This window comes from Rugamonas sp. (assembly GCF_025354735.1).
Taxonomy (GTDB): domain Bacteria; phylum Pseudomonadota; class Gammaproteobacteria; order Burkholderiales; family Burkholderiaceae_D; genus Rugamonas.
Genome location: NZ_JANXMI010000054.1, coordinates 1 through 23930, shown reverse-complemented (window position 1 = coordinate 23930; position 23930 = coordinate 1). Strand labels below are relative to the sequence as shown.

Sequence of the window (23930 nt, the reverse complement as noted above, 5' to 3'; positions counted from 1 at the left end):
CACGTATTTTGCCCGCTTTTAGCCCTTTGTAGCCACTTTTGCACTGTTGTAAGCCGGTCTGCACCGCCCGTGCAGCATTGCGGTGCAGTCAATAAGCGGTTATAATAGGCAGCCTAGGAAAAGTTGTTCGCGGGGAGTCTTACCAAGACTGCTCAAAACTGCTTTCATCTGGCTAGGAATACAAGAAGATGGGCAGATGCCCATTTTTTTTTTGGTAAATCGTTTTGCATGGTCTGTCGAGTAACAGACCTTGATTTGGAGAATTTCTTGCAGCTGCCGGAACTAATTGAAAAGACCGTCGCCGGTCTGGGCTACGAGCTGGTTGATGTCGAACGGGCCGAGCGCGGACTGCTGCGCGTGTATATCGATTTCACCGCCGCCGACGCGGAAGAAAAAGGCCCGATCACCGTTGAGGATTGCGCCACGGTCAGCCATCAGCTGTCGCATTTGCTGACGGTCGAGAACATTCCTTACGAACGTCTCGAAATCTCGTCGCCTGGCCTCGACCGCCCGGTGCGCAAGCTGGAAGATTTTGTGCGCTTCGCTGGCCATCAGGTCATCGTCAAGCTGCGCGTTGCAATGCCCGACTCGAACAACCGCAAGTCGTTCGAAGGCGAATTGCAGGAACCCAATGGCGAGAATTTGTCCTTGGTATTTGAAGGTAAAGATGGTCCGGCGCTGTTGGAGTTTACGCTCGCCGATGTGGATAAGGCACGCTTGGTGCCGCAGGTGGATTTTAAGGGACGCAAAGCATGAGTCGCGAAGTTTTATTATTGGTAGACGCGCTGGCGCGTGAAAAAAACGTCGATAAAGATGTCGTCTTCGGCGCGCTGGAATTCGCGTTGGCGCAAGCCACGAAGAAGCGCTATGAAGGCGAAGTGGACATCCGCGTTTCGATCGACCGCGAGTCGGGCGAGTTCGAGTCCTTCCGCCGCTGGCACGTGGTCCCCGATGAAGCCGGCCTGCAACTGCCGGACCAGGAAATCCTCCACTTCGAAGCGAAGGAACAGATTTCCGACATCGAAGTCGACGACCACATCGAAGAGCCCATCGAGTCCGTCGAGTTCGGCCGCCGCTTCGCCCAGGACACCAAGCAAGTCGTGTTGCAGCGCGTCCGCGACGCCGAGCGCGAGCAGATCCTGGTCGACTTCCTGGAACGCGGCGATTCGCTCGTGACCGGCACCATCAAGCGCATGGAGCGCGGCGACGCGATCGTCGAGTCCGGCAAGATCGAAGCCCGCTTGCCGCGCGACCAGATGATCCCGAAAGAGAATCTGCGGATCGGCGACCGCGTCCGCGCCTTCATCCTGCGCATCGACCGCAATATGCGCGGCCCGCAAGTGATTCTGTCGCGCACCGCGCCCGACTTCATCATGAAGCTGTTCGAGCTGGAAGTGCCGGAAATCGAACAGGGCATGTTGGAAATTAAATCGGCCGCCCGCGATGCCGGCGTGCGCGCCAAGATCGCCGTCTACACGGCCGACAAGCGCATCGACCCGATCGGCACCTGCGTCGGCATGCGCGGTTCGCGCGTGCAGGCCGTGACCGGCGAACTGGGCGGCGAACGCGTCGACATCGTCTTGTGGTCTGAGGATCCGGCCCAATTTGTCATCGGCGCGCTGGCCCCGGCCAATGTGTCGTCCATCATGGTCGATGAAGAAAAGCACGCCATGGACGTCGTCGTCGACGAGGAAAACCTGGCCATCGCCATCGGCCGCTCCGGCCAGAACGTGCGCCTGGCGTCCGACCTGACCGGCTGGAAGATCAATATCATGACGGCCGAAGAATCGGCCGACAAGGCAGCCCAGGAAACGGCCGCCGTGCGCGCGCTGTTCATGGAAAAACTCGACGTCGACCAGGAAGTGGCCGACATCCTGGTGGAAGAGGGCTTTGCCAGCCTGGAAGAAATCGCCTACGTGCCGATCTCCGAAATGCTGGAAATCGACTCGTTCGACGAAGACACCGTCAACGAACTGCGGACCCGGGCCCGCGATGCGCTGGTCACCGAAGCGATCGCTTCGGAAGAAGGTCTGGAAGGCATGGACGAGGCGCTGGTCGGTCTGGAAGGCATGGACCGTGTCACCGCCGGCAAGCTGGGCCTGTCCGGTATCAAGACGGTGGCGGCATTTGCCGCACTGGCGTACGACGAATTCGGCGCGATTTTGGCCCTGTCGGCCGACCGCGCACGTGAACTGATTAAGAGTGAATTTGACGATGTGACCGATGATGAGATGAAATTGGTCGACTCAAAGTACGACGACCGTGCCAAAGGCTTGCAAGCCAAGGCATGGAGTCTTGCCGAATCCGCAAAGGCTTAATTTGAGTATCTTTATCATCTCCGCGACACATAGAAAAGAGGACTGAATGGCGAGTAACAACGTAGCCCAATTTGCCACCGAACTGAAGATGCCTGCAGACTTGCTGCTGACGCAGCTGCGTTCTGCCGGCGTCGATAAAAGTTCGACGTCAGATCCATTGTCGAAAGATGATAAGGATAAGCTTTTGGATCACCTGCGCCGCACCCACGGCGCAGCGTCGGACACCGAAAAGAAAAAAATCACACTGACGCGCAAGGAAACGACCGAGATCAAGCAGGCCGACGCCACGGGCAAGTCGCGCACGATCCAGGTCGCCGTCAAGAAAGTGCGCACCTTCGTGCAGCGCGATGATGTGCCCGCGCCGGCCGCCGCCGCGCCGGCCGCGCCGGTCATCGATCCGGCCGACGTCGCCCGCCGCGAAGAGGAAGCCCGCAAGCAGGCTGAATTGATCGCCCGTCAGGAAGCCGACCTGCGCGAGAAGCAGGAGCACCTGGCCAAGCTCGACGCCGAGAAGGATGCGCAAGCGAAAGCGACCGCCCAGGCCGAAGCGGACGCCAAGAAGGAAGCCGACGCCGAAGCGAAGAAAGCCGCCGTCAAGGCCGCCGCCGCCGCGACCGCCGTGGCCGCCGGTGCCGAACCGGCCGCCGACAGCGCCGCCGAGGAAAAGAAAAAGGCCGCCGCCGACGAAGCGAAGAAAAAAGCCGCCGTCGTCGCCAAGGAAGCCGCTGAAAAAGCCGAAGCCACCGACCGCGCCCGCAAGGCCGTGGCCGATGAAGTCGCCCAGATCAAGGCCATGATGAATGCGCCGCGCCGTGCGATCAAGGCTCCCGAGCCGGTCGCGCCGGTCGTCGCCGTCAAGCCGAAAGTGGCCGAAGGCACGCTGCACAAGCCGGCCGATAAAAAGCCGGGCGAGAAAAAAGACGACAAGAAACCTGTCACCGCCGACAAGAAGTCGATCAAGTCGGCCAATGTCTCGTCGACCTGGTCGGACGACGCGAAAAAACGCGGCGCCCCCGGCGGCGGTGCGAACAAGGGCCGCAGCGGTCCATCGACCGGCCGCGACGGCTGGCGCGGTGGCGCCAAGGGTGGCCGTCGTCAATCGCATGCGGACGACCGCGAGACCAATTTCCAGGCCCCTACCGAAGCCGTCATCAAAGACGTCTACGTGCCCGAAACCATCACCGTGGCCGAACTGGCGCACAAGATGTCGGTCAAGGCTTCCGAAGTCATCAAGCAATTGATGAAGCTGGGCCAGATGTGCACCATCAACCAGGTCCTGGACCAGGAAACGGCCATGATTCTGGTCGAGGAAATGGGCCACAAGGCCTTCGCCGCCGAACAGGACGATCCGGAAGCGCTGCTGGCCGACCAGGGTGAGCACGCTCACTTCGAGTCCAAGCCGCGCGCGCCGGTGGTCACCGTCATGGGTCACGTCGACCACGGCAAGACCTCGCTGCTCGATTACATCCGCCGCGCCAAAGTGGCGTCGGGTGAGGCCGGCGGCATTACGCAGCACATCGGTGCCTACCACGTGGAAACCCCGCGCGGTATCATCACCTTCCTCGATACGCCGGGTCACGAAGCCTTTACGGCCATGCGTGCCCGTGGTGCGAAAGCCACCGACATCGTCATCCTGGTGGTGGCGGCGGACGACGGCGTGATGCCGCAAACGAAGGAAGCGATCGCTCACGCCAAGGCGGCCGGCGTGCCGCTGGTGGTGGCGATCAACAAGATCGACAAACCGGGTGGCAACGTCGACCGTGTGACGCAGGAACTGGTCGCCGAACAGGTGGTGCCGGAAGAATACGGTGGCGAATCGCCATTCGTGCCGGTGTCGGCCAAGACCGGCGAGGGCATCGACGCGCTGCTGGAACAAGTGTTGTTGCAGGCCGAAGTGCTGGAACTGAAAGCGCCGATCGACGCCCCGGCCCGTGGCCTGGTCATCGAAGGCCGTCTGGACAAGGGCAAGGGTCCGGTTGCGACCATCCTGGTGCAGTCCGGTACACTGAAGCGCGGCGACGTGATACTGGCCGGTTCGTCCTATGGCCGCGTGCGCGCCATGCTCGACGAAAACGGCAAGGCGATCAACGAAGCCGGTCCTTCGATCCCGGTCGAAATCCAGGGCTTGACGGAAGTGCCGGTCGCCGGCGAAGAAGTCATGGTCATGGCCGACGAGCGCAAGGCGCGTGAAATTGGTCTGTTCCGTCAAGGTAAGTTCCGCGACGTGAAACTGGCCAAGCAGCAAGCCGCGAAGCTGGAAAACATGTTCGACCAGATGGCCGAAGGCGAAGTCAAAAACTTGCCGATGATTATCAAGACCGACGTGCAGGGTTCGCAAGAAGCGCTGGTGCAGTCGTTGCAGAAGTTGTCGACCTCGGAAGTGCGTGTGCAGGTTGTGCACGCCGGCGTGGGCGGCATCACGGAATCGGACGTCAATCTGGCGGTGGCCTCGAAAGCGGTCATCATCGGCTTCAACACCCGTGCCGATGCGCAAGCGCGCAAGCTGGCCGAGTCGAACGGCGTCGACATCCGTTACTACAACATCATCTACGATGCGATCGATGAGATCAAAGCGGCGATGTCGGGCATGCTAGCGCCGGAAAAACGCGAAACCGTCATCGGCCAGGTCGAGATCCGCCAGGTTATCCTGGTCTCGAAAGTGGGCGCCATCGCCGGCTGTCTGGTCACCGATGGCGTGGTCAAGCGCGCCTCCTCGGTTCGCCTGCTGCGCAACAACATCGTGGTCTGGTCGGGCGAAATCGACTCGCTCAAACGCTTCAAGGACGACGCCAAAGATGTGCGCGCCGGTCTGGAATGCGGCTTGTCGCTGAAGAACTACAACGACATCCAAGTCGGCGACACGCTGGAAGTGTTTGAAGTGCAGGAAATCGCTCGTACCCTGTAATCAAGCAGATCAGATTGAACTAGTTGGACCAGGTGGACGGGCGCATAATGCTCCCGTCCACTTGTTATTTTAAGAAGAGCAATACCGAAATGGCTAAGCACAGCAAAAACATACCCGCGCGCGGCTTGCGCGTGGCGGACCAGATCCAGCGCGACCTGTCCGAAATCGTCGCCTACGAATTGAAAGATCCGCGCGTCGGCATGATCACCATCACCGAAGTGCAGGTCACGCCCGACTACGCGCACGCCAAGGTCTTCTTCACCATGCTCAAAGACAGCAAGGAACAAGTGAAGAATACGGTCGACGGCCTGAGCGCGGCGGCCGGCTATATGCGCGGCCAGCTGGGCAAGCGCCTGCACATCCACACGCTGCCGATGCTGCACTTCGTGCACGACACGTCGACCTCGCGCGGCATGGAATTGTCGCTGCTGATCGACCAGGCCAACGCCAGCCGTTCGCTCGACGACGAGAACGCGGCGGCCGAAGCGGCGGCGCGCGCGGCGCCGGTGGACGATGAGGCGGATGACGCGGATGAAGCGGATGAAGCGAACGAAGCGGCCGACAAGGGCGCGGAGTAATCGAACGGCGCCTGGCATCGGGGTCTGACCTTCGGCCCAGGTCCCGATTTTTCGCGGCCGCGGTGTGCGCATTCGGCGCCATGCGTCCCATCTTTAACCGAGCATCGGCCTACGCCATCCCATGAAGCAAAACCATCCTAAAAAAATCCGCGACCTGGTCGACGGCGTGCTGCTGCTCGACAAGCCCGTCGGCTGGTCCAGCAACGACGCCCTCATCAAGGCCAAGCGCGTGCTCAACGCCAAGAAGGCCGGCCACACCGGCACGCTCGACCCCTTCGCCACCGGCTTGCTGCCGCTGTGCTTCGGCGAGGCCACCAAGTTCTCGCAAGACTTGCTGGAAGCGGACAAGAGCTACGACACCACCGTTCACCTGGGCCTGACCACGGACACCGGCGACACCGAGGGCGCGGTCATCGCCACGCGCGAGGTCGACGTCACACTGGAACAAATCGAGACGGTGCTGGCGCGCTTCCGCGGCCCGATCGCGCAAGTGCCGCCCATGTACTCGGCCTTGAAGCGTGACGGCAAGCCGCTGTACGAATACGCGCGCGCCGGCATCACGCTGGAACGCGAGGCGCGCAACGTCGTCATCCACAAGCTCGAATTGATCGCCTACGAGGCGCCGTTCCTGAAACTGTCCGTCAGGTGCAGCAAGGGCACGTATATCCGCGTGCTGGGCCAGGACATCGGCGAGGCGCTCGGTTGCGGCGCCCACCTCAACGCGCTGCGCCGCACCCAGGTCGGCGCGCTGACCATGGACGGCATGCTGACGCTGGACGCCCTGATCGCCCACCCGGCGCCGCTCGGCTTGCTGGCCCCGGTCGACGCGCTGCTGGCCAGTTTTCCGGCCGTACAGTTGACCGAGGCATTGGCGCAGCGGTTTTTGCAGGGCCAGCGCCTGGCGCTGGGCAAGGAAGACGTGGCGCTGCCGGCCGAGCCGGGCCGGGTGCGCGTCTACCTCGGCGACAAGCTGCTCGGCACCGCCCACGTGCAGGAGTACGCCGTGCTGGCGCCGGAGCGGCTGATCGCCACGGCCCACCCGCCGGCCGCCCCGGTTCCCGCCGCGCCGTAGCAACTCTTTGAAATATCGAGCATTTTTCGGGGACTTGCGGCGCGCCATGCTATACTACGCGGTTCCAGAAATTGGCAAGTATCACAGCACGTAGCACCGCAGCTAAGAAGCATATCGAACACCTTCGTACAGCCCGTACGCACCCCGCAGTTTTTCAGCAAATATAACGACCATGTCTACTACAAAACGCGCAATTCGCAACATCGCCATCATCGCCCACGTTGACCACGGTAAAACCACCCTGGTCGACAAACTGCTGCGCCAGTCCGGTACCTTCCGCGACAACCAGCAAGTTGAAAACCGCGTGATGGACTCGAACGACCTCGAAAAAGAACGCGGCATTACGATTCTGTCGAAGAATTGCGCGGTCGAATACGAAGGCACCCACATCAACATCGTCGACACCCCAGGCCACGCCGACTTCGGCGGCGAAGTCGAGCGCGTGCTGTCGATGGTCGACTCGGTGCTGCTGCTGGTCGATGCCCAGGAAGGCCCGATGCCACAGACCCGCTTCGTCACGCGCAAAGCGCTGGCGCTGGGCCTGAAGCCTATCGTCGTCATCAACAAGATCGACCGTCCGGGCGCCCGTCCGGACTGGGCCATCAACGCCACGTTCGAACTGTTCGACAAACTGGGCGCCACCGATGAACAGCTGGACTTCCCGGTCGTGTTCGCATCGGCCCTGAACGGCTACGCCAGCCTCGACGCCGAAGCGCGCGAAGGCAACATGACGCCGCTGTTCGAAGCGATCCTGAAACACGTGCCCGCGCGTGAAGACGACCAGGACGGTCCGCTGCAATTCCAGATCACCTCGCTGGACTATTCGTCCTATGTCGGCAAGATCGGCATCGGCCGCATCACCCGCGGCCGCGTCAAGGCGCTGCAGGACGTGATCGTCATGAACGGTCCCGGTTCGACCCCGATCAAGGCCCGCATCAACCAGGTCTTGAACTTCAAGGGCCTGGACCGCGTGATCGTCGATGAAGCCGTCGCCGGCGACATCGTGCTGATCAACGGTATCGAAGAAATCGGCATCGGTTCGACCATTTGCGCTCCGGAAAAACCAGACGCGCTGGAAATGCTGACCGTCGACGAGCCGACGCTGACCATGAATTTCATGGTCAACAACTCGCCGCTGGCCGGCCGCGAAGGCAAGTTCGTCACGAGCCGTCAGCTGCGCGACCGCCTGGACCGCGAACTGAAAGCCAACGTCGCGCTGCGCGTGTCGCCGACCGACGACGACACCATCTTCGAAGTGTCGGGCCGTGGCGAATTGCACCTGACGATCTTGATCGAAAACATGCGCCGCGAAGGCTTCGAGCTGGCCGTGTCGCGTCCGCGCGTGGTCTACAAAATGGTCGATGGCGTGCGCCATGAGCCGTTCGAGCTGCTGTCGGTCGACGTGGAAGAAGCCAACCAGGGCGGCGTCATGGAAGAACTGGGCCGTCGTCGCGGCGACCTGCAAAACATGGAATCGGATTCCAAAGGCCGCGTGCGCCTGGAATACCGCATCCCGGCCCGTGGCCTGATCGGTTTCCAGGGCGAGTTCATGACCCTGACCCGCGGCACCGGCCTGATGAGCCACATCTTCGACGAGTACGCAGCCGTCGACAACAGCAAGGGTGAAATGGCGGCCCGCCGCAACGGCGTGCTGATCTCGCAGGACGACGGCGCCGCCGTCGCCTACGCCATCTGGAAACTGCAGGATCGCGGCCGCATGTTCGTGGTCCACAACGATCCAGTGTACGAAGGCATGATTATCGGCATCCACTCGCGCGACAACGACCTGGTCGTCAACCCGATCAAGGGCAAGCAGCTGACCAACGTGCGTTCCTCGGGTACCGATGAAGCGGTGCGCCTGGTGCCGCCGGTCCAGATGTCGCTCGAATACGCGGTCGAATTCATCGCCGACGACGAACTGGTCGAAATCACGCCGAAATCGATCCGTCTGCGCAAGCGTTTCTTGAAAGAGAACGAGCGCAAGAAAGCCTCGCGCGACGCGTAATAGTCGCCTGCACGCGCCCGGCTCCGGCCGGCGCCGCACAGAACCCGCTGTTTCGCCTCGCGCGGCCAGCGGGTTTTTCTTTGGGCGCGAGGATGGCGTGGCGCGGCCTCGTCGGTCGAGGCAGGGGCGCCAACGTGGCCGCTTTCTGACGTTGCGGGCTTTTAACGCTATCATGTCGGGTTCGGCCTCGCCGCTGCGAGGCGCCGCCTTTGACTTGAGTAAATTGCCATGACTTCAGCTGTGATCCCATCGTTCGCCCCCTCCGCCTCCGCCGCCGCCTTGCCGGGCGCCGCGCGCGGCCGCCGCCTGTCCGTGGCGCCCATGATGGACTGGTCCGACCGCCACTGCCGTCTGTTCCACCGCCAGATCACCGCGCACACCTGGCTCTACACGGAGATGGTCACCACCGGCGCGCTGGTCTACGGCGACGTCGAACGCCACCTGCGCTTCAACGAGGAGGAACATCCGGTCGCGCTGCAACTGGGCGGCAGCGATCCGGCCGACCTGGCGACGGCCGCCAGGCTGGGCCAGCAGTGGGGCTATGACGAGATCAACCTGAACTGCGGCTGCCCGTCCGAGCGGGTGCAAAAGGGCGCGTTCGGCGCCTGCCTGATGGCCGAGCCGCAACTGGTGGCCGACTGCGTCAAGGCCATGCGCGACGCCGTCACCATCGACGTCACCGTCAAGCACCGCATCGGCATCGACGACATCAACGGCTACGACTTCGTGCGCGACTTCGTCGGCACCGTCGCCGCCGCCGGTTGCACGACGTTCATCGTGCACGGCCGCAACGCCATCTTGAAGGGCTTGTCGCCCAAGGAAAACCGCGAAGTGCCGCCGCTCAAGTACGATTATGTGTATCAGCTCAAGCGCGACTTTCCTGACTTCGAAATCATACTCAACGGCGGCGTCAAGACCGAGGCCGAGATCGACCTGCACCTGCAACACGTCGACGGCGTCATGCTGGGCCGCGAGGCTTACCATAATCCCTATGTGATGGCCAATTTCGACCAGCGCTACTACGGCGACGCGCGCGCCGCCCGCACGCGCGAGGAAGTGCTCGAAGCGATAATTCCGTATATTACGGCCCAACTCGCCCTCGGCACCCGGGGCGTCAAGCTCAATTCCATCACGCGCCACATGCTGGGGCTGATGCAGGGTTTGCCGGGCGCCCGTGCGTTCCGTCAGGTTTTGTCCGACTCGAAAAAGCTCGCCGCCAACGATCCCCGCCTGTTGCTCGAAGCTGCCAGCCGTTTACCACAATTTGCCTGATTTTTGCGCTTTCGGCGTGCAATGCACGGCAGTGTTGGTATTTCCACGCAGAAAGTTCGCTTGCGTAAAATTGAGGCAGGTTTTGCTTGCTTTGAGGCAAATTTCGCATCTATAATTGCTGAATATACACACATATCCACCGGTTTCCGTTTGTATATTGCGGCTTAAAAGCGACAGCTTGCTGCTGGTGGAGCCGCATTTTTTGCATTCGCAGTCATTGTTTGCTACTGTCAGGTGTTATTGCCTAGCAACAAGGACCGGTCGGGCTACGTACCTAGTCACGTCAGCTTTTCGACATTTCTAAACAACAGTGTCACTTACGAAGAAGACGAAATGAATTTAGCAAAAATGAAAGTTGGTACGCGCCTCGGTTTGGGATTCGCACTGGTGTTGATGTTCCTGGTCGCCGTGACGGTGGTCGGCATTGCGCGCATGGCACAGATCCAGGACCGCCTGGACCATGTGGTGGGCGTGAACAACGTCGTCACCCGCTTGGTGATCGACATGCGCGCCAATGTCAGCGACCGCGTCACCTCGCTGCGCATCTTGACCTTGATGAGCGACGCCGGCGACATGGAACCGGAAATGAACCGCATCAAGGAACAGGGCCGCAAATACGATGAAGCCCAGCAAAAGCTGAGCACCCAGTTCGCCGTCGAGGCGACGCCGGAAGAGAAGGCGCTGCTGGCCGAGATCAAGGATGCCGAAACGGCCGCCATGCCGGCCATCGCCAAGGCCTCGGAACTGTGGCTGGCCAACAAGGCCGAAGAAGCGACCAAGGTCTTGATCAAGGAAATCCGTCCGGTCCAGAAAAAATGGATGACCTCGCTGGACCAACTGGCGACGCTGGAAGACAAGCTCAACGCGCAAGTCCAGACCGACGCCGCCAGCGGTTTCTCGAACGCCCGCAACTTCATGATTATCATGGGCGTGCTGGCCGTCGCCATTTCCATCGTCGCGGCCTGGGTCATCACCCGCGGCTTGCTCAAGCAGCTGGGCGGCGAACCCGATTACACGGCCAGCATCGCCGGCAGCATCGCCAACGGCGACCTGTCCATCGTCATCGACACGGACAGCAACGACAAGGACAGCCTGCTGTCGGAAATGAAGGAAATGCGCGACAGCCTGGTCAGCATCGTCGGCCAGGTCCGCACCGGCACCGAAACCATCGGCACGGCCTCGCGTGAAATCGCCGCCGGCAATATCGACCTGTCGTCGCGCACCGAAATGCAGGCCAGCGCGCTGGAAAAAACCGCGTCGGCGATGGAAGAGCTGACGTCGACCGTGAAACAGAACGCCGACAATGCCCGCGAAGCGAACCAGCTGGCCGCCACCGCGTCCGACGTGGCCCGCAAGGGCGGCGCCGTGGTGTCGCAGGTGGTGGACACGATGAGCTCGATCGACGCGTCGGCCAAGAAGATTGTCGACATCATCGGCGTCATCGATGGCATCGCTTTCCAGACCAACATCCTGGCGCTGAACGCCGCCGTGGAAGCGGCCCGTGCCGGCGAACAGGGCCGTGGTTTCGCCGTGGTCGCGTCCGAAGTGCGCAACCTGGCCCAGCGTTCGGCCGGCGCCGCCAAGGAAATCAAGTTGCTGATCGACGATTCGGTCGAAAAAGTCGGCGCCGGCACCAAGCTGGTGGGCCAGGCCGGCGTGACGATGGATGAAGTGGTCGCCTCGGTGCGCCGCGTCACCGACATCATGGGTGAGATCGCCAACGCCAGCCAGGAACAGAGCGCCGGCATCGAACAGGTCAACCACTCCATCATCGAGATGGACAGCATGACCCAGCAAAACGCGGCCCTGGTCGAGCAAGCGGCCGCCGCCGCCCAGAGTCTGCAAGACCAGGCCGGCGAACTGTCGCGCGTGGTCAGCATCTTCAAGCTGGTCGAAGGCGAGGAGCGCGTGAGCTACGCGCCGGTCGGCGCCCTGGTCAGCGCGCCGAAAGCGACGGTGCGCACGCTGACGCCGCGCGCCGCGCCGGCCCGCAAGCTGGTTGCGTCCGTGCCGGCGCCCGCGCCACGGGCCAAGAAAGTTGCCGCCGCCGCCACGGCCACCGCCGCCGCCGGCGACGAATGGGAAGAGTTTTAATCCCGCCCCACCTTTTATCGCCACACCGCCGCGCTGCGACGCGGCAGATCAACCGTTTTAATTATTTAATGTAGGAATAAACATGCACACCATCTCGAAAAGCCTGATCGCCGCCGCCCTGTTGTCCGGCCTGAGCACCGCCGCTTTCGCGGCCGAAGTCCCCGCCAGTTTCGACGCCAAGAGCTGCAAGGCCGAATATCCGAAAGCGTCGCTGATGAACGAAGAGCAGGGCAACGTCGCCATGGCCTTCCTGGTCGGCACCGATGGCAACGTCATCGAATCGAAGGTCGAGAAGTCGAGCGGCTACAAGAATCTGGACAAGGCCGCCATCAAGGCCCTGAGCGCCTGCAAGTTCAAGCCCGGCACCAAGGACGGCGCCGTGGCGCAGACCTGGACCAAGGTCGCTTACGACTGGAAGCTGTAAGGCGCCGTATTCTATCTATTGAGGGGAAGTCAGATGTCTATCAACAAACATTGCTTCAGCGTCTTGGCGGCACTGCTCATCACGGGCGCGCCGGTGGCGTTTGCCGGCGAAGTTGCCGCCAGCTTCGACGCCAAGAGCTGCAAGGCCGAGTATCCGAAGGCATCGCTGATGAACGAAGAGCAGGGCACGGTGTCGATGAGCTTCCTGGTCAAGGCCGACGGCAGCGTCATCGATTCCAAGGTCGACAAGTCTAGCGGCTACAAGAATCTGGACAAGGCCGCCGTCAAGGCTTTGAGCGCCTGCAAGTTCAAGCCGGGCACCAAGGACGGCGCCGCCGCCGAAACCTGGACCAAGGTCGATTACGCCTGGAAGCTGGACTGATCTGATTTTCCCGGTCGGCGCCCGCGCGCCGGCCGCTACGGCAGCCGGGACCCGCGTTCCGGCGCGCCGCAACCCCGGCCTGCGCCTTCCCGATGGCGGGCCCGCCCTGATCGCCAGCGGCGTGCCGCCTTTCCCGCCTATCTGTTACCCTGATTTATTTCTACACGATAAGGGTCACCATGCGGATTCCGTTGCACCTGTCTTTGCTCGCCTGCGGCGCGGCCTGCTTGCTGTCGGCGTGCGCGCCCATGCTCGGCCGCGACGATCCGGCGCGCCAGCAATTGACCGTGTCCGTGGTCAACAGCCTGAGCTGGACCAATCCGCTCAGCGGCAAGCGCGACGGCGCGCGCACCAGCTGGCCGCTGCTCAGTCCCGGCGGCGCGCACGAACAGTTTCCGCTGGCCCAGCTGCGCCAGTGCCAGCCCGACGGCAGCTGCGCCTGGGGCGTGATGCGCGCCGAGCGCAGCATAGACGGCATCAGCTATGGGCCGTCCGGCGTCGCGCTCGACGTGACGCTGGTGCAGGATGTGGCGCGGCGCCAGGAAGTGCACCAGGCGGAAATGAACGCGGCGATGGCGATACCGTCCGATGTGGCGGCCTTGCAGTCGCAGCGCCCGTGGCATCAGCACCTGCAATTGCAATACGGGCAGGTGCGGCACGTGGTGCTGGAATTGGGCGTAGCATATGACATCTGTGTGCGCCGTATCGATGCCGCCGGGCAGGTGCTCGACGCCTGCGACATCCCCTTCATCTGAGGCGTGTAGCATTGTGCGGTTGAGTGTAACAATCCGTTAAATCAGCGGCCGTCCCGTTTAATAATCCTTATAGTAGGGGGCTGGGAATAGGAGGAATTCGATGAAACACTTATTGATCTTGGCCGCGATGGCGGTAATGGCGGGCTGCGCGGTCGTGCCGCCGGGGCCGGTGTATTACAGCGCTCCGCAGGCCAATTACGATCCGCATCAGTGGCATACCGTGCTGGCTGACCAGGGACCGGGCGGCGTGCCGCAGCAATATGTGGCGCAGCAACCGGGCACCGTCTACACGACCGAGCCGGTGTATGCCGCGCCCGTGTATGTGTCGGCCCCGATGTATGCGGCGCCGGCGTACCAGCCCTATTATTATCCGCCGGTGTCGATCGGCCTGGACTTCGGCTTCGGTGGCTGGTGCTGCCGCGGCGGCGGCTGGGGCCGCGGTGGATGGGGCCGGGGCGGCTACCATCACCGCTGATCGCCGGCGACCTTAAAAAAAGCCCTGCGGCACGCGCCGCAGGGCTTTTTGCATATTGATATGGATGTGTGTGCGCGCTTTAGTCCATGGCGACGGCGACCGTGGCGCCTGCCGAGCCGGCAGTGCGGATAACAGCGAATCAGAAAATCGGCGGATCAGCGGATCAGCGGATCAGGAACAACGTCGCATCGTCAAGCAAGTTGGCTGAGCACAGCACATAAGCGGAGGCGCCGGCCAGGGTGAGCAGCATGCTGCCGTAGGCGAGGTGGAGATAGTGTGCCATGTCGTACTCCCGGAGTGGATGACGAAGTGCTATGTCTCCAGATTACACATGGCGCCTGACCGCGCGTATCGGCAATTTGTCCGATCAAGTGTAGGACGATGCCTCGCGTCTACTTTATTCCCTTATTTATTGTTGTTCTTCCACGTCACGACCGCGTCGGCCGGCGCCGTGTCGCTGGCGTTCGACACGGCCAGCCAGTGTTGCAGGCGCTCCATCAGCTTCAGATGTATGCCGGTGCCGTCGATGTGGCCGACCTGTTCCATCATGCGGGCGTCGATCTTGGACTTGGACACCGTGGGCGCGCCCATGACCATGCGCTCATAAGCCTTGCGCGTCTTGTGTTCCCACTTGTGCAGGCTGCTGTCGTCGAAGCGGTTGGCTTCGAAATAGACCGTCAGCGAGCCGTCCGGGTTGCCGAAGCCGACGATGCCCGCGCCCTTGCGGATGGTGGTGCTGTTTTCCAGGTCGAACTTGTCGTTCGGTACAAACACGGCCGCGCGGCCGTCGATATCGGGGCGTCCCACCGGCGTATCCTTGCCGTAGGAACTGAATTCTGTGGTTTTCTCAGACATAAGCTCATTGGCCGCGCGCCTCGGGCGTGCAGCTCCTCTTCTAAAGTGAATACTGGTATGGTCAGGGCGGCGATACGGCCCTCGGTAGTGCGATCGGCAGCCATGCGGGACAGGGAACGGCGCCCTTGCATTGTAGCGTTTTTTTAATTCCATTGGGAAATGCTTGCCGCGCCGCGCGGAAAAAAACGTCGCGGCGGGCGAGGGCGGCCGTGGCGGCCGGGCGGCGCGACGGCGACCGGAGCGCCGCCGGCAATGTGGCTTATTTCGCCGTCAGGTTGATGCTCACGCCACTGGCCGAGCCTTGCAGTTGCACCTGGGTCAGCGTCGGCACGCCGGCGCTGTTGATGGTGTAGGTGAGCGCGCTGGTCTCGGTCAGCGTGCCGCCGGCGTTGTAGACGTTGTCGATGATCTGGAAGTCCAGCGTGTTGGCGGCGCTGCCGGCCTTGGTGGCGTAGGTCTGGGTCTCGGTGCCGATGCCGAACGACTTGCTGCTGTCCGCATAGCAAGCCTTCGCCACGATGCTGCCGGTCTGGCCGGCGCTGGCCGTGGCCGGGAAGGCGCCCGGCGTCGAGGCCACGCAATAGCTGCCGCTGCCGGTGCTGCCGACTTCCGCATACGAGGGGCTGAGCAGATTGTTGCCGGTCGAATTGAGCGGCGTCGATTGACCGTTGATGACCACGCTGCCGGTGATGGTTTGCGTCACTTGCAGGGCCGCGGCGCCGTTGAAGGTGGTGCTCAGCGGCTGGCCGATGGTGAAGGTCAGCGCGCCGGTGATCGGCGTGGTGATGGCGCCGCTGGAGGCGAAACCGGTGACGTTCAGGGTCTGTTGCAAGCCGTGCAGATAGGCCGATATCACCGCTCCCTGGATGGGGAAGCTGGCGTTGACCGGCGCCGTCGGGGCCGTGGTCGAGCCGGCGTCGCCGCCACCGCCGCCGCATGCGGCCAACAAGGAAGCAACACTGACGGCGGCGGCGAATTTGGTCTTGATGAACATGGAAATCCCTGATGGTGGTGATGGACAAATGGGGGGGACATTATATTTGTATTTGTGAAAATCTTCCTCACCAATTGTCACCAAGCAATAATTTAGGCGACCGACCGGCCCGAAGGACGGCATCGCGGCCGGCGCTGGTTTTGGCATGATGGGTGTGATAATTACCATGTGATAAAGATTGCGGAGGGCTTGCACGATGCGTTCTTCCTGCCCGCCCCGCAGCGCCGGAGCGTGCGCCGCGTAGTGCCGAGCCTGGCGCCGCTGCTATTGATCCTGTGGGTGATGACGCAGCATCCGGCCGCGGCCGTCGACCTCTGCCCCAAGCGGCCGCTAGGGGTGGCGATGTACGAGAGCGGCTATCTGTCGTGGCAAGGCAAGGGCATCGATCACGACCTGCTCGACGAACTCGGCAGGCTCAGCGGCTGTCGTTTTGAACGCATGGTGATGCCGCGCGCACGCGCCTTGCTGTGGCTGAAAAGCGGCGAGGTGGGCATCGTCATGTCGACCCGCGAGACGCCCGAGCGCGCGCACTATGCATGGTTCATTCCCTGTCTGCGCCAGAAATGGAGGGCGCTGCTGCGCGTCGACCCGTCGCCCGCACAAAGCACGCACGACGGTTTCCTGCCGGCGCTGGAAAGTGACACCGACCAAAAGTCACGTCTGCGGTGGCGAGGGGAAGGCAGCGGATTGCGGTGATTGGGCATATGTTAATATGCCGTGCAATAAATGCAAGGCGATGTCTGGGAAGCACTGTTCATAGGCTGCCGAAGTTCAACCAGGCGCGTTAGCGCCACCACGGGATACAGCAAATGAAGACTGCCGAAGCTTTTACGCCGCGACAAGGCGGCGTAGTATGAGCGCGCCAGCGCACTTTCAAGCGGTCACTCTCGACGATGACGCATGGGATGATCTGCTGACCTTCATCGAAGACAAGCGCGTCATTCCCATCATCGGCCCGGAACTGCTGGAGGTCGAGACCGACGCCGGTCCGCGTCTGTTGTACGACTGGCTCGCTGAAAAGCTGGCGGCCAAGCTCAACGTCGACACCACGCTGCTGCCCCAGCCCTACACCTTGAACGACGTGGTCTGCTGGTTCCTGTCCATGCGCGGCCGGCGCGAGGAGGCCTATGTGCGCCTGCGCGCCATCCTGCGCGAGGCGGCGTTCGCCCCGCCGCGCGCGCTGCGGCGGCTGGCGGCGATCAGCGACTTCAACTTGTTCGTCACCACCACCTTCGACTCTATGCTGGAGGAAGCCTTGAACGCCGAGCGCTTCGGCGGCGCGCTGGCCAACGAAGCGGCCGACGTGATCGCCTACGCGCCCAACCGCGTCGCCGACCTGCCGTGCGAGCGTGACCTGCTGGCGCGTCCCGTGGTGTACCACCTGTTCGGCAAGGTGGCCGCCTCACCCACCTACGTGATCTCGGACGAGGACACGCTGGAATTCATCTGCGCGCTGCAAAGCGACCACCTGGCGCCGGAAAAGCTGTTCCATGAACTGGAGCACAACCATCTGCTGTTCATCGGCAGCAATTTCTCGAACTGGCTGGCGCGCCTGTTTCTGCGCATGGCCAAGCGCCAACGCCTGTCCGATCCGCGCGACGTGGGCGAGATCCTCGCCGACAGCCACTCGGGCGAGGACGAACGGCTGATGGGCTTCCTGCAGCAGGTCAGCGTCCGCACGCGGGTGTACAGCGGCGCGGAAAAATTCGTCGACGAACTGTATGAGCGCTGGTCCGCGCGCCAGCAAAAAATCCAAGGCCAGTCGGTCCGGGGGCTAGTCGCGCCGCAACGCTTCCTGCCGCCGGCGCGCGAGATGCCCGACAACGCCGTCTTCATCAGCTACGCGCGCGACGATATCGCCGCCGTGCAGCGCATCAAGGCGGGGCTGGAGGCGGCCGGCGTGACCACCTGGTTCGACATGGACCGGCTGGAGCCGGGCGACGATTACGACCGTAAGATCCAGCGCAATATCAGCCGCTGCTCCTACTTCATCGCGGTGGTGTCGGACAGCACCCAAGGCCGCCACGAAGGCTACTTCCGGCGCGAATGGAGCTACGCCATCGACCGCGCCCGCAACATGGCCGACGGCGCGTTGTTCATCCTGCCCGTGACCATCGACGGCACACTGGCCGGCAACGCGCTGGTGCCGGACAAGTTCCTGTCGCTGCACTTCACCGCCCTACTAGGCGGCGAGGTGACGGCGGACTTCGGCGCGCGCCTGCGCGAAGGCATGCAGGCCAGGAGCGCCGCATGAACGCGCCGCTCCCCACCACCGACGCCGTGGTCGACCAGCGTCATCCCTGGCTGGGCCTGGCGTCCTTCAGCGAGTCCACGCGCGGCTTCTTCTACGGCCGCGAGGAGGAAGTGGCCGAACTGGCGCGCCGCGTCCAGCGCATGCTGCTGACGGTGCTGTTCGGCCAGTCCGGCCTGGGTAAGACCTCGATCCTGCGCGCCGGCCTGGTGCCGCGCCTGCGCGCCGAGGGCTACTGCCCGGTGTACGTGCGCATCGACTACGGACCGGACGCCCCCAGCCCCGCGCTGCAGATCAAGCAGGCGATCCTGCGCGAGACGGCCGCCGCCGGCACCTGGAGCCGCGCCGGCGTGGCCGGGCAGGACGAATCGCTGTGGGAGTTTTTCCACCACCGCGACGACGTGCTGCACGACGCCGACGGCCGGGTCCTGCTGCCGCTGCTGATCTTCGACCAGTTCGAGGAAATCTTCACGCTGGCGCAGGGCGACGACGGCGGCCGCCGGCGCGCGGCCGCCTTTCTGGAAGACCTGGCCGAGCTGGTGGAGAACCGCCCGTCGGCGGCGCTGGAGGCCCGGCTGGAGGACGACGACAGCGTGGTCGAACGCTTCGACTTCGCGCGCAACGACTACCGCGTGCTGATCACGCTGCGCGAGGATTATCTGGCGCACCTGGAGTCGCTCAAGGCCGCGATGCCCAGCATCACCCAGAACCGCATGCGCCTGGCGCCGATGACCGGCCAGCAGGCGCTGGCGGCGGTGACCGGGCCGGGCGGCCGGCTGGTGACCGAGGAAGTGGCGGCGGCGATCGTGCGCTTCGTGGCCGGGGGCGCGGAACTGGCGCACGCCCAGGTCGAGCCGTCGTTGCTCAGCCTGATCTGCCGCGAGCTCAACGACAAGCGCACCGCCGCCGGCCGCGACGAGATTTCGCTCGACCTGCTGGCGGGCTCGCACGCCAGCATCCTGTCCGACTTTTATGCGCGCGTGCTGTTGGAGCAGCCGGAAGCCGTGCGCAGCGTGATCGAGGACATGCTGCTGACCGCGTCGGGCTACCGCGAAAACGTGGCCGAGGAGGGCGTGCTGCATGCCTTGACGGCGGCCGGCGCCGCGCCCGATGCGCACAGCGTGCTGGCGCTGCTGGTGGACCGGCGCCTGTTGCGCATCGAGGAGCGGCTCGACGTGCGCCGGGTCGAGCTGACGCACGACGTGCTGTGCGGCGTGGTGCTGGCCAGCCGCGCGCTGCGCCACGAGCGCGAGGAACGCGGTATCGCCGAGCGCAAGCTGGCGTCCCAGCGCGAACGCGAGCGCGCCACCCGCAAGGCGCTGTTGCGGGCGCGCCAGATCACGGCCGGCTGCGTGGTGCTGACGGTGGTGTCGGTCGGCAGCGCGGTGTTCGGGTATGTCAAATGAAGCAGGCGCAGGAAACGCGGGCGCTGGCCGTCAATTCGCGCGCCGGTGCCGAGAAGCTGGTCGGCTACCTGCTCGACGATTTTTATGTGGAACTGGCGCCGGTGGGGCGCTTGGAGTTGATCGGCGAAATGGCCAAGCGCGCCAGCGCCTATTACCAGGGACTGCCGGCGGCCATGCGCACGGCCGAGACCGACGCCAATCACGCCCGGGCGCTGCTGCGCTTGGGGGACGTGCAGGAAAATGAAGGCAAGGCGGCGGAGGCGGACCTGACTTACAGGCGGAGCATCGCGCTGATCGAGCCCGTTATCGCAGACGGCAAGGCCAGCGACGCGGACCGGCTGGTTCTCGCAGACGCGCTTAACGGGCGTGCCTCTGCCGCCATCGCCGGCGATGATTTCACCGCTGCGAAAAAATTGATTGATCGATCGGTTGGCATGGCCTCGCCGCTCGCGTTGGCGCCCGGAGCCTCGCAGGCCGCGCGCCTGAGCTACGCCAGGGCGCGCACCCGCGCCGGTTACATCAAGCTGCGCTCCTCTAACGACATGGATGGTGCGGTGGTCGAGTTGAACGCCGCGCGCGCCGTCCTGAGCGACGTCGCCGAGCGTCGGGCCAGCATGCCGGTGATGATCGCCTACCTCAAAGCAGGCCAATGGCTGCAGGAGTGCGAGGCCCGAGGCGACAGTACGGATTATGCCCGCGCTGAAGCATTGGCGCAGGAGGACTTGCTCGGCATCGCGCAGGTGCTGCAGCGGCAGCCGAATCACAAGCAGGCGCTGGTCATGCGCGATGCGGTGCGGTTCATGCGCGGCTTTTTCGCTTTTCAACAGAGGAACGCCGGCCTCGCGCTGAAGATCTTTGCGAACGCGGCGGCGATGCAGCGCGAGGCCTTGCGCTCCGATCCCGACAACCAGTTCATCGTCGATGCCGTGGTGATCGACTTGGGGTGGCAAGGCAGGGCGCTGGCCAGCCTGGGCCGGCCGCATGAAGTTACTGAGATCATGGACGAGATCTGGAGCTTGTATAAGAACAAAGCCGCTTCCACTTATCAGGCGAACAACCTATATACTTATGCCTACCAGATGGCGACGATCCATGCCGAACTCGGAGAGCGGGACAAGATAGGCCCGATGATCGAGCGTTTTCACGGGTATCTCCGGTTGCTCAAATCTGGCAAGAACAGCAGTGAAGCGCTGGCGATATCGTTGATGGGGGAGGCTTCCGAGATCGCCGTTGCCGATATCGCCGGCGACACCGCATCGCCCCAGGCGCTGGTCCAGCTACGCCAACGCAGCGAAGGCCTGCTGGCGCAAAGCCACGGAGTGAGCCTGTTCTATGTCCAGGTAGCGCTGCTCATAGCTCATCGTGCAGCGGCCCACCAGGCTTTCGCGGCCGGGGACTATGCGCGGGCCGAGGCCGAAAGTGGCGCGGCGCTGAAATTACACAACATGGACATCAGCGATGTGGCGCGGCCGGTGTTCCTCGCCGAGCACGCGCTGGCGCTGGCGCGCCTGCGCCGGCTGCCCGAGGCGAGGGCGCTGGTCAAGCTGGCGCTGGACGAGCAGCGCGCGCAGATCGCCGCCGGCAGCGACGACCAGACGCTGCGCATGGAACTGGCGCAAAGCCTGTACGTGTCGGCGCTGACCCAGCCCACCGCCGGCATGGCCGAACTGAAGGAAGCGGCGGCGCTGCTGGACCGCTTGCCGGCGGAGATGCAGGCCTATCGCACCGTGCGCCTGTGGCGCGGGCGCATCGCCGACGAGATGCGGCTCAACACGCGCGCCGGCCTGGCCGCAGGGAGCGCGTCATGACCGACAAGACGGCGCCGCTGTCGTTCCAGGCCACCGGCACGCCCGGCTACCAGCCTGCATTGCTGAACGCGGCGGAGCGGGTGCGGGCGCGCAAGCGCGCCTTCCCGGTGCAGGTGCGCTTTGCCGACGCCGACGGCGTGGTGGCTACCCTCGAAGGCCCGGTGCCGGCGCGCGCCGGCGACGCCATCGTCACCGGCCTGGCCGGCGAACAGTGGCCGGTGGCGCGCGCCCACTTCGCCGGAAAATATGCGCCGCAGGGCGCGCTGGCGGCCGGCGCCGACGGCACCTATCTGAGCCTGCCGGTCGACGTGCTGGCGCTGCCGGTCGCGGCGCCGTTCACGGTGCTGCTGGCCGATCAACAGGCGTCGCTGGCCGGGCAGGCGGGCGACTGGCTGGTCGATTACGGTGACGGCACGCTGGGCGTGGTGGCGCCCGCCATTTTCTCCGCCACCTACGACATTTTGGAATCTTCCTGACATGGCTTTGCACCACACGATACAAAAAATCCTGTTGACCGGCGTGACGCGCACGCCCGCGCCGGCGCAGACGGAGCCACGTCCGCCGGCCATCCTGCTCCCGCTGATCGACGCGGTCGCCGCCAGCCACCGGAGGTTCAATGCGCGCGCCATCGACTACGGCAACCGCTATCGCAGCGCCTTCTGGGCCATCTACCTGCTCAGCGCCGTGGCGGTGCTGTGCGCGGTGCTGCCGCTCGCGCTGGGCTGGGACGACGCGGCCAGTGGCATGGGCCACTTCTCGGTGGTGTGGGTGGTGGCCGAACTGTTGGTCATCGCGTCGGTCGGCTTGATTTATTGGCGCGGCCACCAGCAGGATTGGCAGGGCCAATGGCTGGCCGCGCGCACCCAGGCGGAACTGGCCTGGTATCTGCCGCTGATCGCACCGCTGGTCGATTTTTCAACGGCGGCGACTGCGACTAACTGGTACATCCGCCTACTCGATCCGGCGCACCAGCTCGAGACTGGCACGGACATCGACGCCTTGTGCTCGGCGCATGAAGCGGGCGTGGGCGAACTGCTGCGCGAAGCATGGCTGAGCCCGCAATTCGTGGTGGCCTATGCGCAGTGGGCGGCCGATTTGCTGGAAGGCCAGCGCCAGTATCACGCTCGCATTGCCGAGCGCCAGCACGCCTTGCAGCATCGGGTGCATGCCATCAATACCTGCTTGTTCGGCCTGACCGCGCTGGGAGCGGCCAGCCATCTGCTGGTGCATTCCAAGATACTGACGCTGGTCACGACGTTTTTCCCGGCGTTGGGCGCATCGCTGCACGGCGCACTGGCGCAATCGGAGGCTTATCGCCTCGAAGCGACCTAGCGCCGTTTGGCCTTGGAACTGGGGCAGGCGATGGCGCCGATCCGGCAGGCACTCCAGGCGTCCGATCCCTTGGCCGACACCCACGCCTTGCGCCAGGCGGTGCGATCGGCTGTGGGCTTGATTCTGGACGAGCACAAGGACTGGCATATGCTAGTGCGGCCGCATCATCTGCCGCTCGGGTAAGCTTGTTCTTGCGCCTGCCGCCAGCGAAGGAATCGCCGCGCTGGAGGGCTTGTGGCGCCGCCGCCCCCCCCCCAGGGGGGGAGGCCGAGGCCACGCCCCGCTCCATATCATTAAATCGGTCTATCCTTCAAAAATTTCGGCGCCATAGAAAAGTAAAATTTTTTCGGCGCACGCTGATAAAACGTAAAGCAGGCAGTCGAATAACTTGGCGCCTGAGATGATGAAGGTGTCATCCGCAACTTTCTCTTACGAAGGTCGTGCCTGGCGATGCCGGCTACCAGGGTGTCGGCAAACGGGCAGAAAACGCGGCGACAGAGGTCGACTGGCACACCGGCATGCGAGCTGGATTGCGCAAGGTGCTCAAGAATACCGAACTGGGCCGCGTCAAAGAAAAACTGGAGCAGACCAAGGCCAGCATTGTTTCCACGTCGTCACATGCCTGTTCCGTCATCGCAAGGTCCGGTATCGTGGCTTGGCCAAGAATACTGCGCAGCTGTACTCGTTGTTCGCTTTGGCCAACCTGGTATTGGCGCGTAGATCCCTTGGCCGCACGCATACCCAAGTTGCGTCCTGCGTATGAAAAAGGGGCGAGGAAACCGTGAAAAGTGTGCGTTTCGGCCCATGCCGACTTCTCCCTGTCAATTTTAAACGGTGATCTCGCTGCACTGGATTAAAACGGCCGCTACCCCACCGCCGAACGGGAGGCGAAGCTGAAACAAGATGGCTGGCGTGTGCATATCCAGCGCAAAGGCAGCGCCACCAAAGGCATCTCCGATACGCAAAAGAAGCGCAACCGCCGTATCGCCACACCACGCGCGCGTG

At 63.5% G+C, this 23930-nt stretch carries 20 protein-coding genes and 1 pseudogene; 19 read left to right on the top strand and 2 right to left on the bottom strand.

All coding sequences use genetic code 11. The features are described from left to right. The first annotated feature begins 267 nt into the window (after window positions 1–267). The 12 genes from rimP to Q0S71_RS05775 all read left to right on the top strand — a co-directional run bounded on the left by rimP (window position 268) and on the right by Q0S71_RS05775 (window position 14279). The gene (gene rimP, locus Q0S71_RS05830) at window positions 268–756 is read left to right on the top strand and encodes a ribosome maturation factor RimP (protein ID WP_295992748.1); all 489 of its coding nucleotides are present in this window, start codon (window positions 268–270) and stop codon (window positions 754–756) included. After that, window positions 753–2318: a transcription termination factor NusA gene (gene nusA, locus Q0S71_RS05825; RefSeq protein WP_295992745.1), complete on the top strand. Its 1566-nt coding sequence runs from the start codon at window positions 753–755 to the stop codon at window positions 2316–2318. Before rimP ends, nusA begins: the two co-directional genes overlap by 4 nt. Before the next feature lie 46 nt (window positions 2319–2364). Beyond that, on the top strand, window positions 2365–5223 hold the full coding sequence (infB, locus tag Q0S71_RS05820; RefSeq protein WP_295992743.1) for a translation initiation factor IF-2: 2859 nt from the start codon (window positions 2365–2367) through the stop codon (window positions 5221–5223). Window positions 5224–5312: 89 nt separating this feature from the next. Beyond that, window positions 5313–5801: a 30S ribosome-binding factor RbfA gene (rbfA, locus tag Q0S71_RS05815; RefSeq protein ID WP_295992741.1), complete on the top strand. Its 489-nt coding sequence runs from the start codon at window positions 5313–5315 to the stop codon at window positions 5799–5801. Window positions 5802–5922: 121 nt separating this feature from the next. Continuing rightward, window positions 5923–6873: a tRNA pseudouridine(55) synthase TruB gene (gene truB / locus Q0S71_RS05810; protein ID WP_295992739.1), complete on the top strand. Its 951-nt coding sequence runs from the start codon at window positions 5923–5925 to the stop codon at window positions 6871–6873. A 172-nt stretch (window positions 6874–7045) separates the two neighbouring features. Continuing rightward, window positions 7046–8878 (top strand): translational GTPase TypA, encoded by a 1833-nt coding sequence (typA, locus tag Q0S71_RS05805; RefSeq protein WP_295992737.1) that lies wholly within the window; start codon window positions 7046–7048, stop codon window positions 8876–8878. Window positions 8879–9106: 228 nt separating this feature from the next. Next, entirely contained in the window at window positions 9107–10150 is a 1044-nt protein-coding gene (gene dusA / locus Q0S71_RS05800) for a tRNA dihydrouridine(20/20a) synthase DusA (protein WP_295992735.1), read from the top strand. Window positions 10151–10483: 333 nt separating this feature from the next. Beyond that, entirely contained in the window at window positions 10484–12244 is a 1761-nt protein-coding gene (locus tag Q0S71_RS05795; protein WP_295992732.1) for a methyl-accepting chemotaxis protein, read from the top strand. An 82-nt stretch (window positions 12245–12326) separates the two neighbouring features. Then, window positions 12327–12668, top strand: coding sequence for an energy transducer TonB (locus tag Q0S71_RS05790; RefSeq protein WP_295992730.1), 342 nt, complete (start codon window positions 12327–12329; stop codon window positions 12666–12668). A gap of 33 nt (window positions 12669–12701) precedes the next feature. Continuing rightward, window positions 12702–13049 carry an energy transducer TonB gene (locus Q0S71_RS05785; RefSeq protein ID WP_295992727.1) on the top strand — a complete coding sequence of 116 codons (348 nt, stop codon included), beginning with the start codon at window positions 12702–12704 and terminating at the stop codon, window positions 13047–13049. Between the two features lie 179 nt (window positions 13050–13228). Beyond that, the gene (locus Q0S71_RS05780) at window positions 13229–13804 is read left to right on the top strand and encodes a hypothetical protein (RefSeq protein ID WP_295992725.1); all 576 of its coding nucleotides are present in this window, start codon (window positions 13229–13231) and stop codon (window positions 13802–13804) included. Between the two features lie 100 nt (window positions 13805–13904). Further along, a complete protein-coding gene (locus tag Q0S71_RS05775; protein WP_295992723.1) occupies window positions 13905–14279 on the top strand; it encodes a hypothetical protein in 375 nt (124 codons plus the stop codon). 405 nt (window positions 14280–14684) lie between these two features. Here Q0S71_RS05775 and Q0S71_RS05770 read toward each other — a convergent pair whose 3' ends face one another. Together Q0S71_RS05770 and Q0S71_RS05765 are read right to left on the bottom strand one after the other, a co-directional pair. Beyond that, on the bottom strand, window positions 14685–15134 hold the full coding sequence (locus Q0S71_RS05770) for a hypothetical protein (protein WP_295992720.1): 450 nt from the start codon (window positions 15132–15134) through the stop codon (window positions 14685–14687). A 259-nt stretch (window positions 15135–15393) separates the two neighbouring features. Next, window positions 15394–16128 carry a hypothetical protein gene (locus Q0S71_RS05765; RefSeq protein ID WP_295992718.1) on the bottom strand — a complete coding sequence of 245 codons (735 nt, stop codon included), beginning with the start codon at window positions 16126–16128 and terminating at the stop codon, window positions 15394–15396. 189 nt (window positions 16129–16317) lie between these two features. Here Q0S71_RS05765 and Q0S71_RS05760 point away from each other — a divergent pair, with 189 nt between their 5' ends. The 7 genes and pseudogenes from Q0S71_RS05760 to Q0S71_RS05730 all read left to right on the top strand — a co-directional run. Continuing rightward, entirely contained in the window at window positions 16318–16824 is a 507-nt protein-coding gene (locus tag Q0S71_RS05760) for a hypothetical protein (protein ID WP_295992715.1), read from the top strand. 157 nt (window positions 16825–16981) lie between these two features. After that, on the top strand, window positions 16982–18382 hold the full coding sequence (locus tag Q0S71_RS05755) for a toll/interleukin-1 receptor domain-containing protein (RefSeq protein ID WP_295992712.1): 1401 nt from the start codon (window positions 16982–16984) through the stop codon (window positions 18380–18382). Then, on the top strand, window positions 18379–19785 hold the full coding sequence (locus tag Q0S71_RS05750; protein WP_295992709.1) for a hypothetical protein: 1407 nt from the start codon (window positions 18379–18381) through the stop codon (window positions 19783–19785). The genes Q0S71_RS05755 and Q0S71_RS05750 overlap by 4 nt, the downstream gene beginning before the upstream one ends. Continuing rightward, window positions 19782–21593, top strand: coding sequence for a hypothetical protein (locus Q0S71_RS05745; RefSeq protein WP_295992706.1), 1812 nt, complete (start codon window positions 19782–19784; stop codon window positions 21591–21593). Before Q0S71_RS05750 ends, Q0S71_RS05745 begins: the two co-directional genes overlap by 4 nt. After that, complete coding sequence (locus tag Q0S71_RS05740) at window positions 21590–22069, top strand: PGDYG domain-containing protein (protein ID WP_295992704.1); 480 nt, start codon at window positions 21590–21592, stop codon at window positions 22067–22069. The genes Q0S71_RS05745 and Q0S71_RS05740 overlap by 4 nt, the downstream gene beginning before the upstream one ends. A gap of 1 nt (window position 22070) precedes the next feature. Next, a complete protein-coding gene (locus Q0S71_RS05735) occupies window positions 22071–22925 on the top strand; it encodes a hypothetical protein (RefSeq protein WP_295992701.1) in 855 nt (284 codons plus the stop codon). 598 nt (window positions 22926–23523) lie between these two features. Continuing rightward, a pseudogene (locus tag Q0S71_RS05730) lies at window positions 23524–23688 on the top strand (IS5/IS1182 family transposase); the annotation flags it as partial. Between the last annotated feature and the right edge of the window lie 242 nt (window positions 23689–23930).

Coding starts and splice junctions, on each gene's coding strand:
- Q0S71_RS05740 (WP_295992704.1), top strand. CDS start 21,590: ATGACCGACAAGACGGCGCCGCTGTCGTTCCAGGCCACCGGCACGCCC.
- Q0S71_RS05775 (WP_295992723.1), top strand. CDS start 13,905: ATGAAACACTTATTGATCTTGGCCGCGATGGCGGTAATGGCGGGCTGC.
- Q0S71_RS05795 (WP_295992732.1), top strand. CDS start 10,484: ATGAATTTAGCAAAAATGAAAGTTGGTACGCGCCTCGGTTTGGGATTC.
- Q0S71_RS05735 (WP_295992701.1), top strand. CDS start 22,071: ATGGCTTTGCACCACACGATACAAAAAATCCTGTTGACCGGCGTGACG.
- Q0S71_RS05765 (WP_295992718.1), bottom strand. CDS start 16,128: ATGTTCATCAAGACCAAATTCGCCGCCGCCGTCAGTGTTGCTTCCTTG.
- Q0S71_RS05785 (WP_295992727.1), top strand. CDS start 12,702: ATGTCTATCAACAAACATTGCTTCAGCGTCTTGGCGGCACTGCTCATC.
- rbfA (WP_295992741.1), top strand. CDS start 5,313: ATGGCTAAGCACAGCAAAAACATACCCGCGCGCGGCTTGCGCGTGGCG.
- nusA (WP_295992745.1), top strand. CDS start 753: ATGAGTCGCGAAGTTTTATTATTGGTAGACGCGCTGGCGCGTGAAAAA.
- truB (WP_295992739.1), top strand. CDS start 5,923: ATGAAGCAAAACCATCCTAAAAAAATCCGCGACCTGGTCGACGGCGTG.
- infB (WP_295992743.1), top strand. CDS start 2,365: ATGGCGAGTAACAACGTAGCCCAATTTGCCACCGAACTGAAGATGCCT.
- Q0S71_RS05745 (WP_295992706.1), top strand. CDS start 19,782: ATGAAGCAGGCGCAGGAAACGCGGGCGCTGGCCGTCAATTCGCGCGCC.
- Q0S71_RS05755 (WP_295992712.1), top strand. CDS start 16,982: ATGAGCGCGCCAGCGCACTTTCAAGCGGTCACTCTCGACGATGACGCA.
- dusA (WP_295992735.1), top strand. CDS start 9,107: ATGACTTCAGCTGTGATCCCATCGTTCGCCCCCTCCGCCTCCGCCGCC.
- Q0S71_RS05780 (WP_295992725.1), top strand. CDS start 13,229: ATGCGGATTCCGTTGCACCTGTCTTTGCTCGCCTGCGGCGCGGCCTGC.
- typA (WP_295992737.1), top strand. CDS start 7,046: ATGTCTACTACAAAACGCGCAATTCGCAACATCGCCATCATCGCCCAC.
- Q0S71_RS05750 (WP_295992709.1), top strand. CDS start 18,379: ATGAACGCGCCGCTCCCCACCACCGACGCCGTGGTCGACCAGCGTCAT.
- Q0S71_RS05770 (WP_295992720.1), bottom strand. CDS start 15,134: ATGTCTGAGAAAACCACAGAATTCAGTTCCTACGGCAAGGATACGCCG.
- Q0S71_RS05790 (WP_295992730.1), top strand. CDS start 12,327: ATGCACACCATCTCGAAAAGCCTGATCGCCGCCGCCCTGTTGTCCGGC.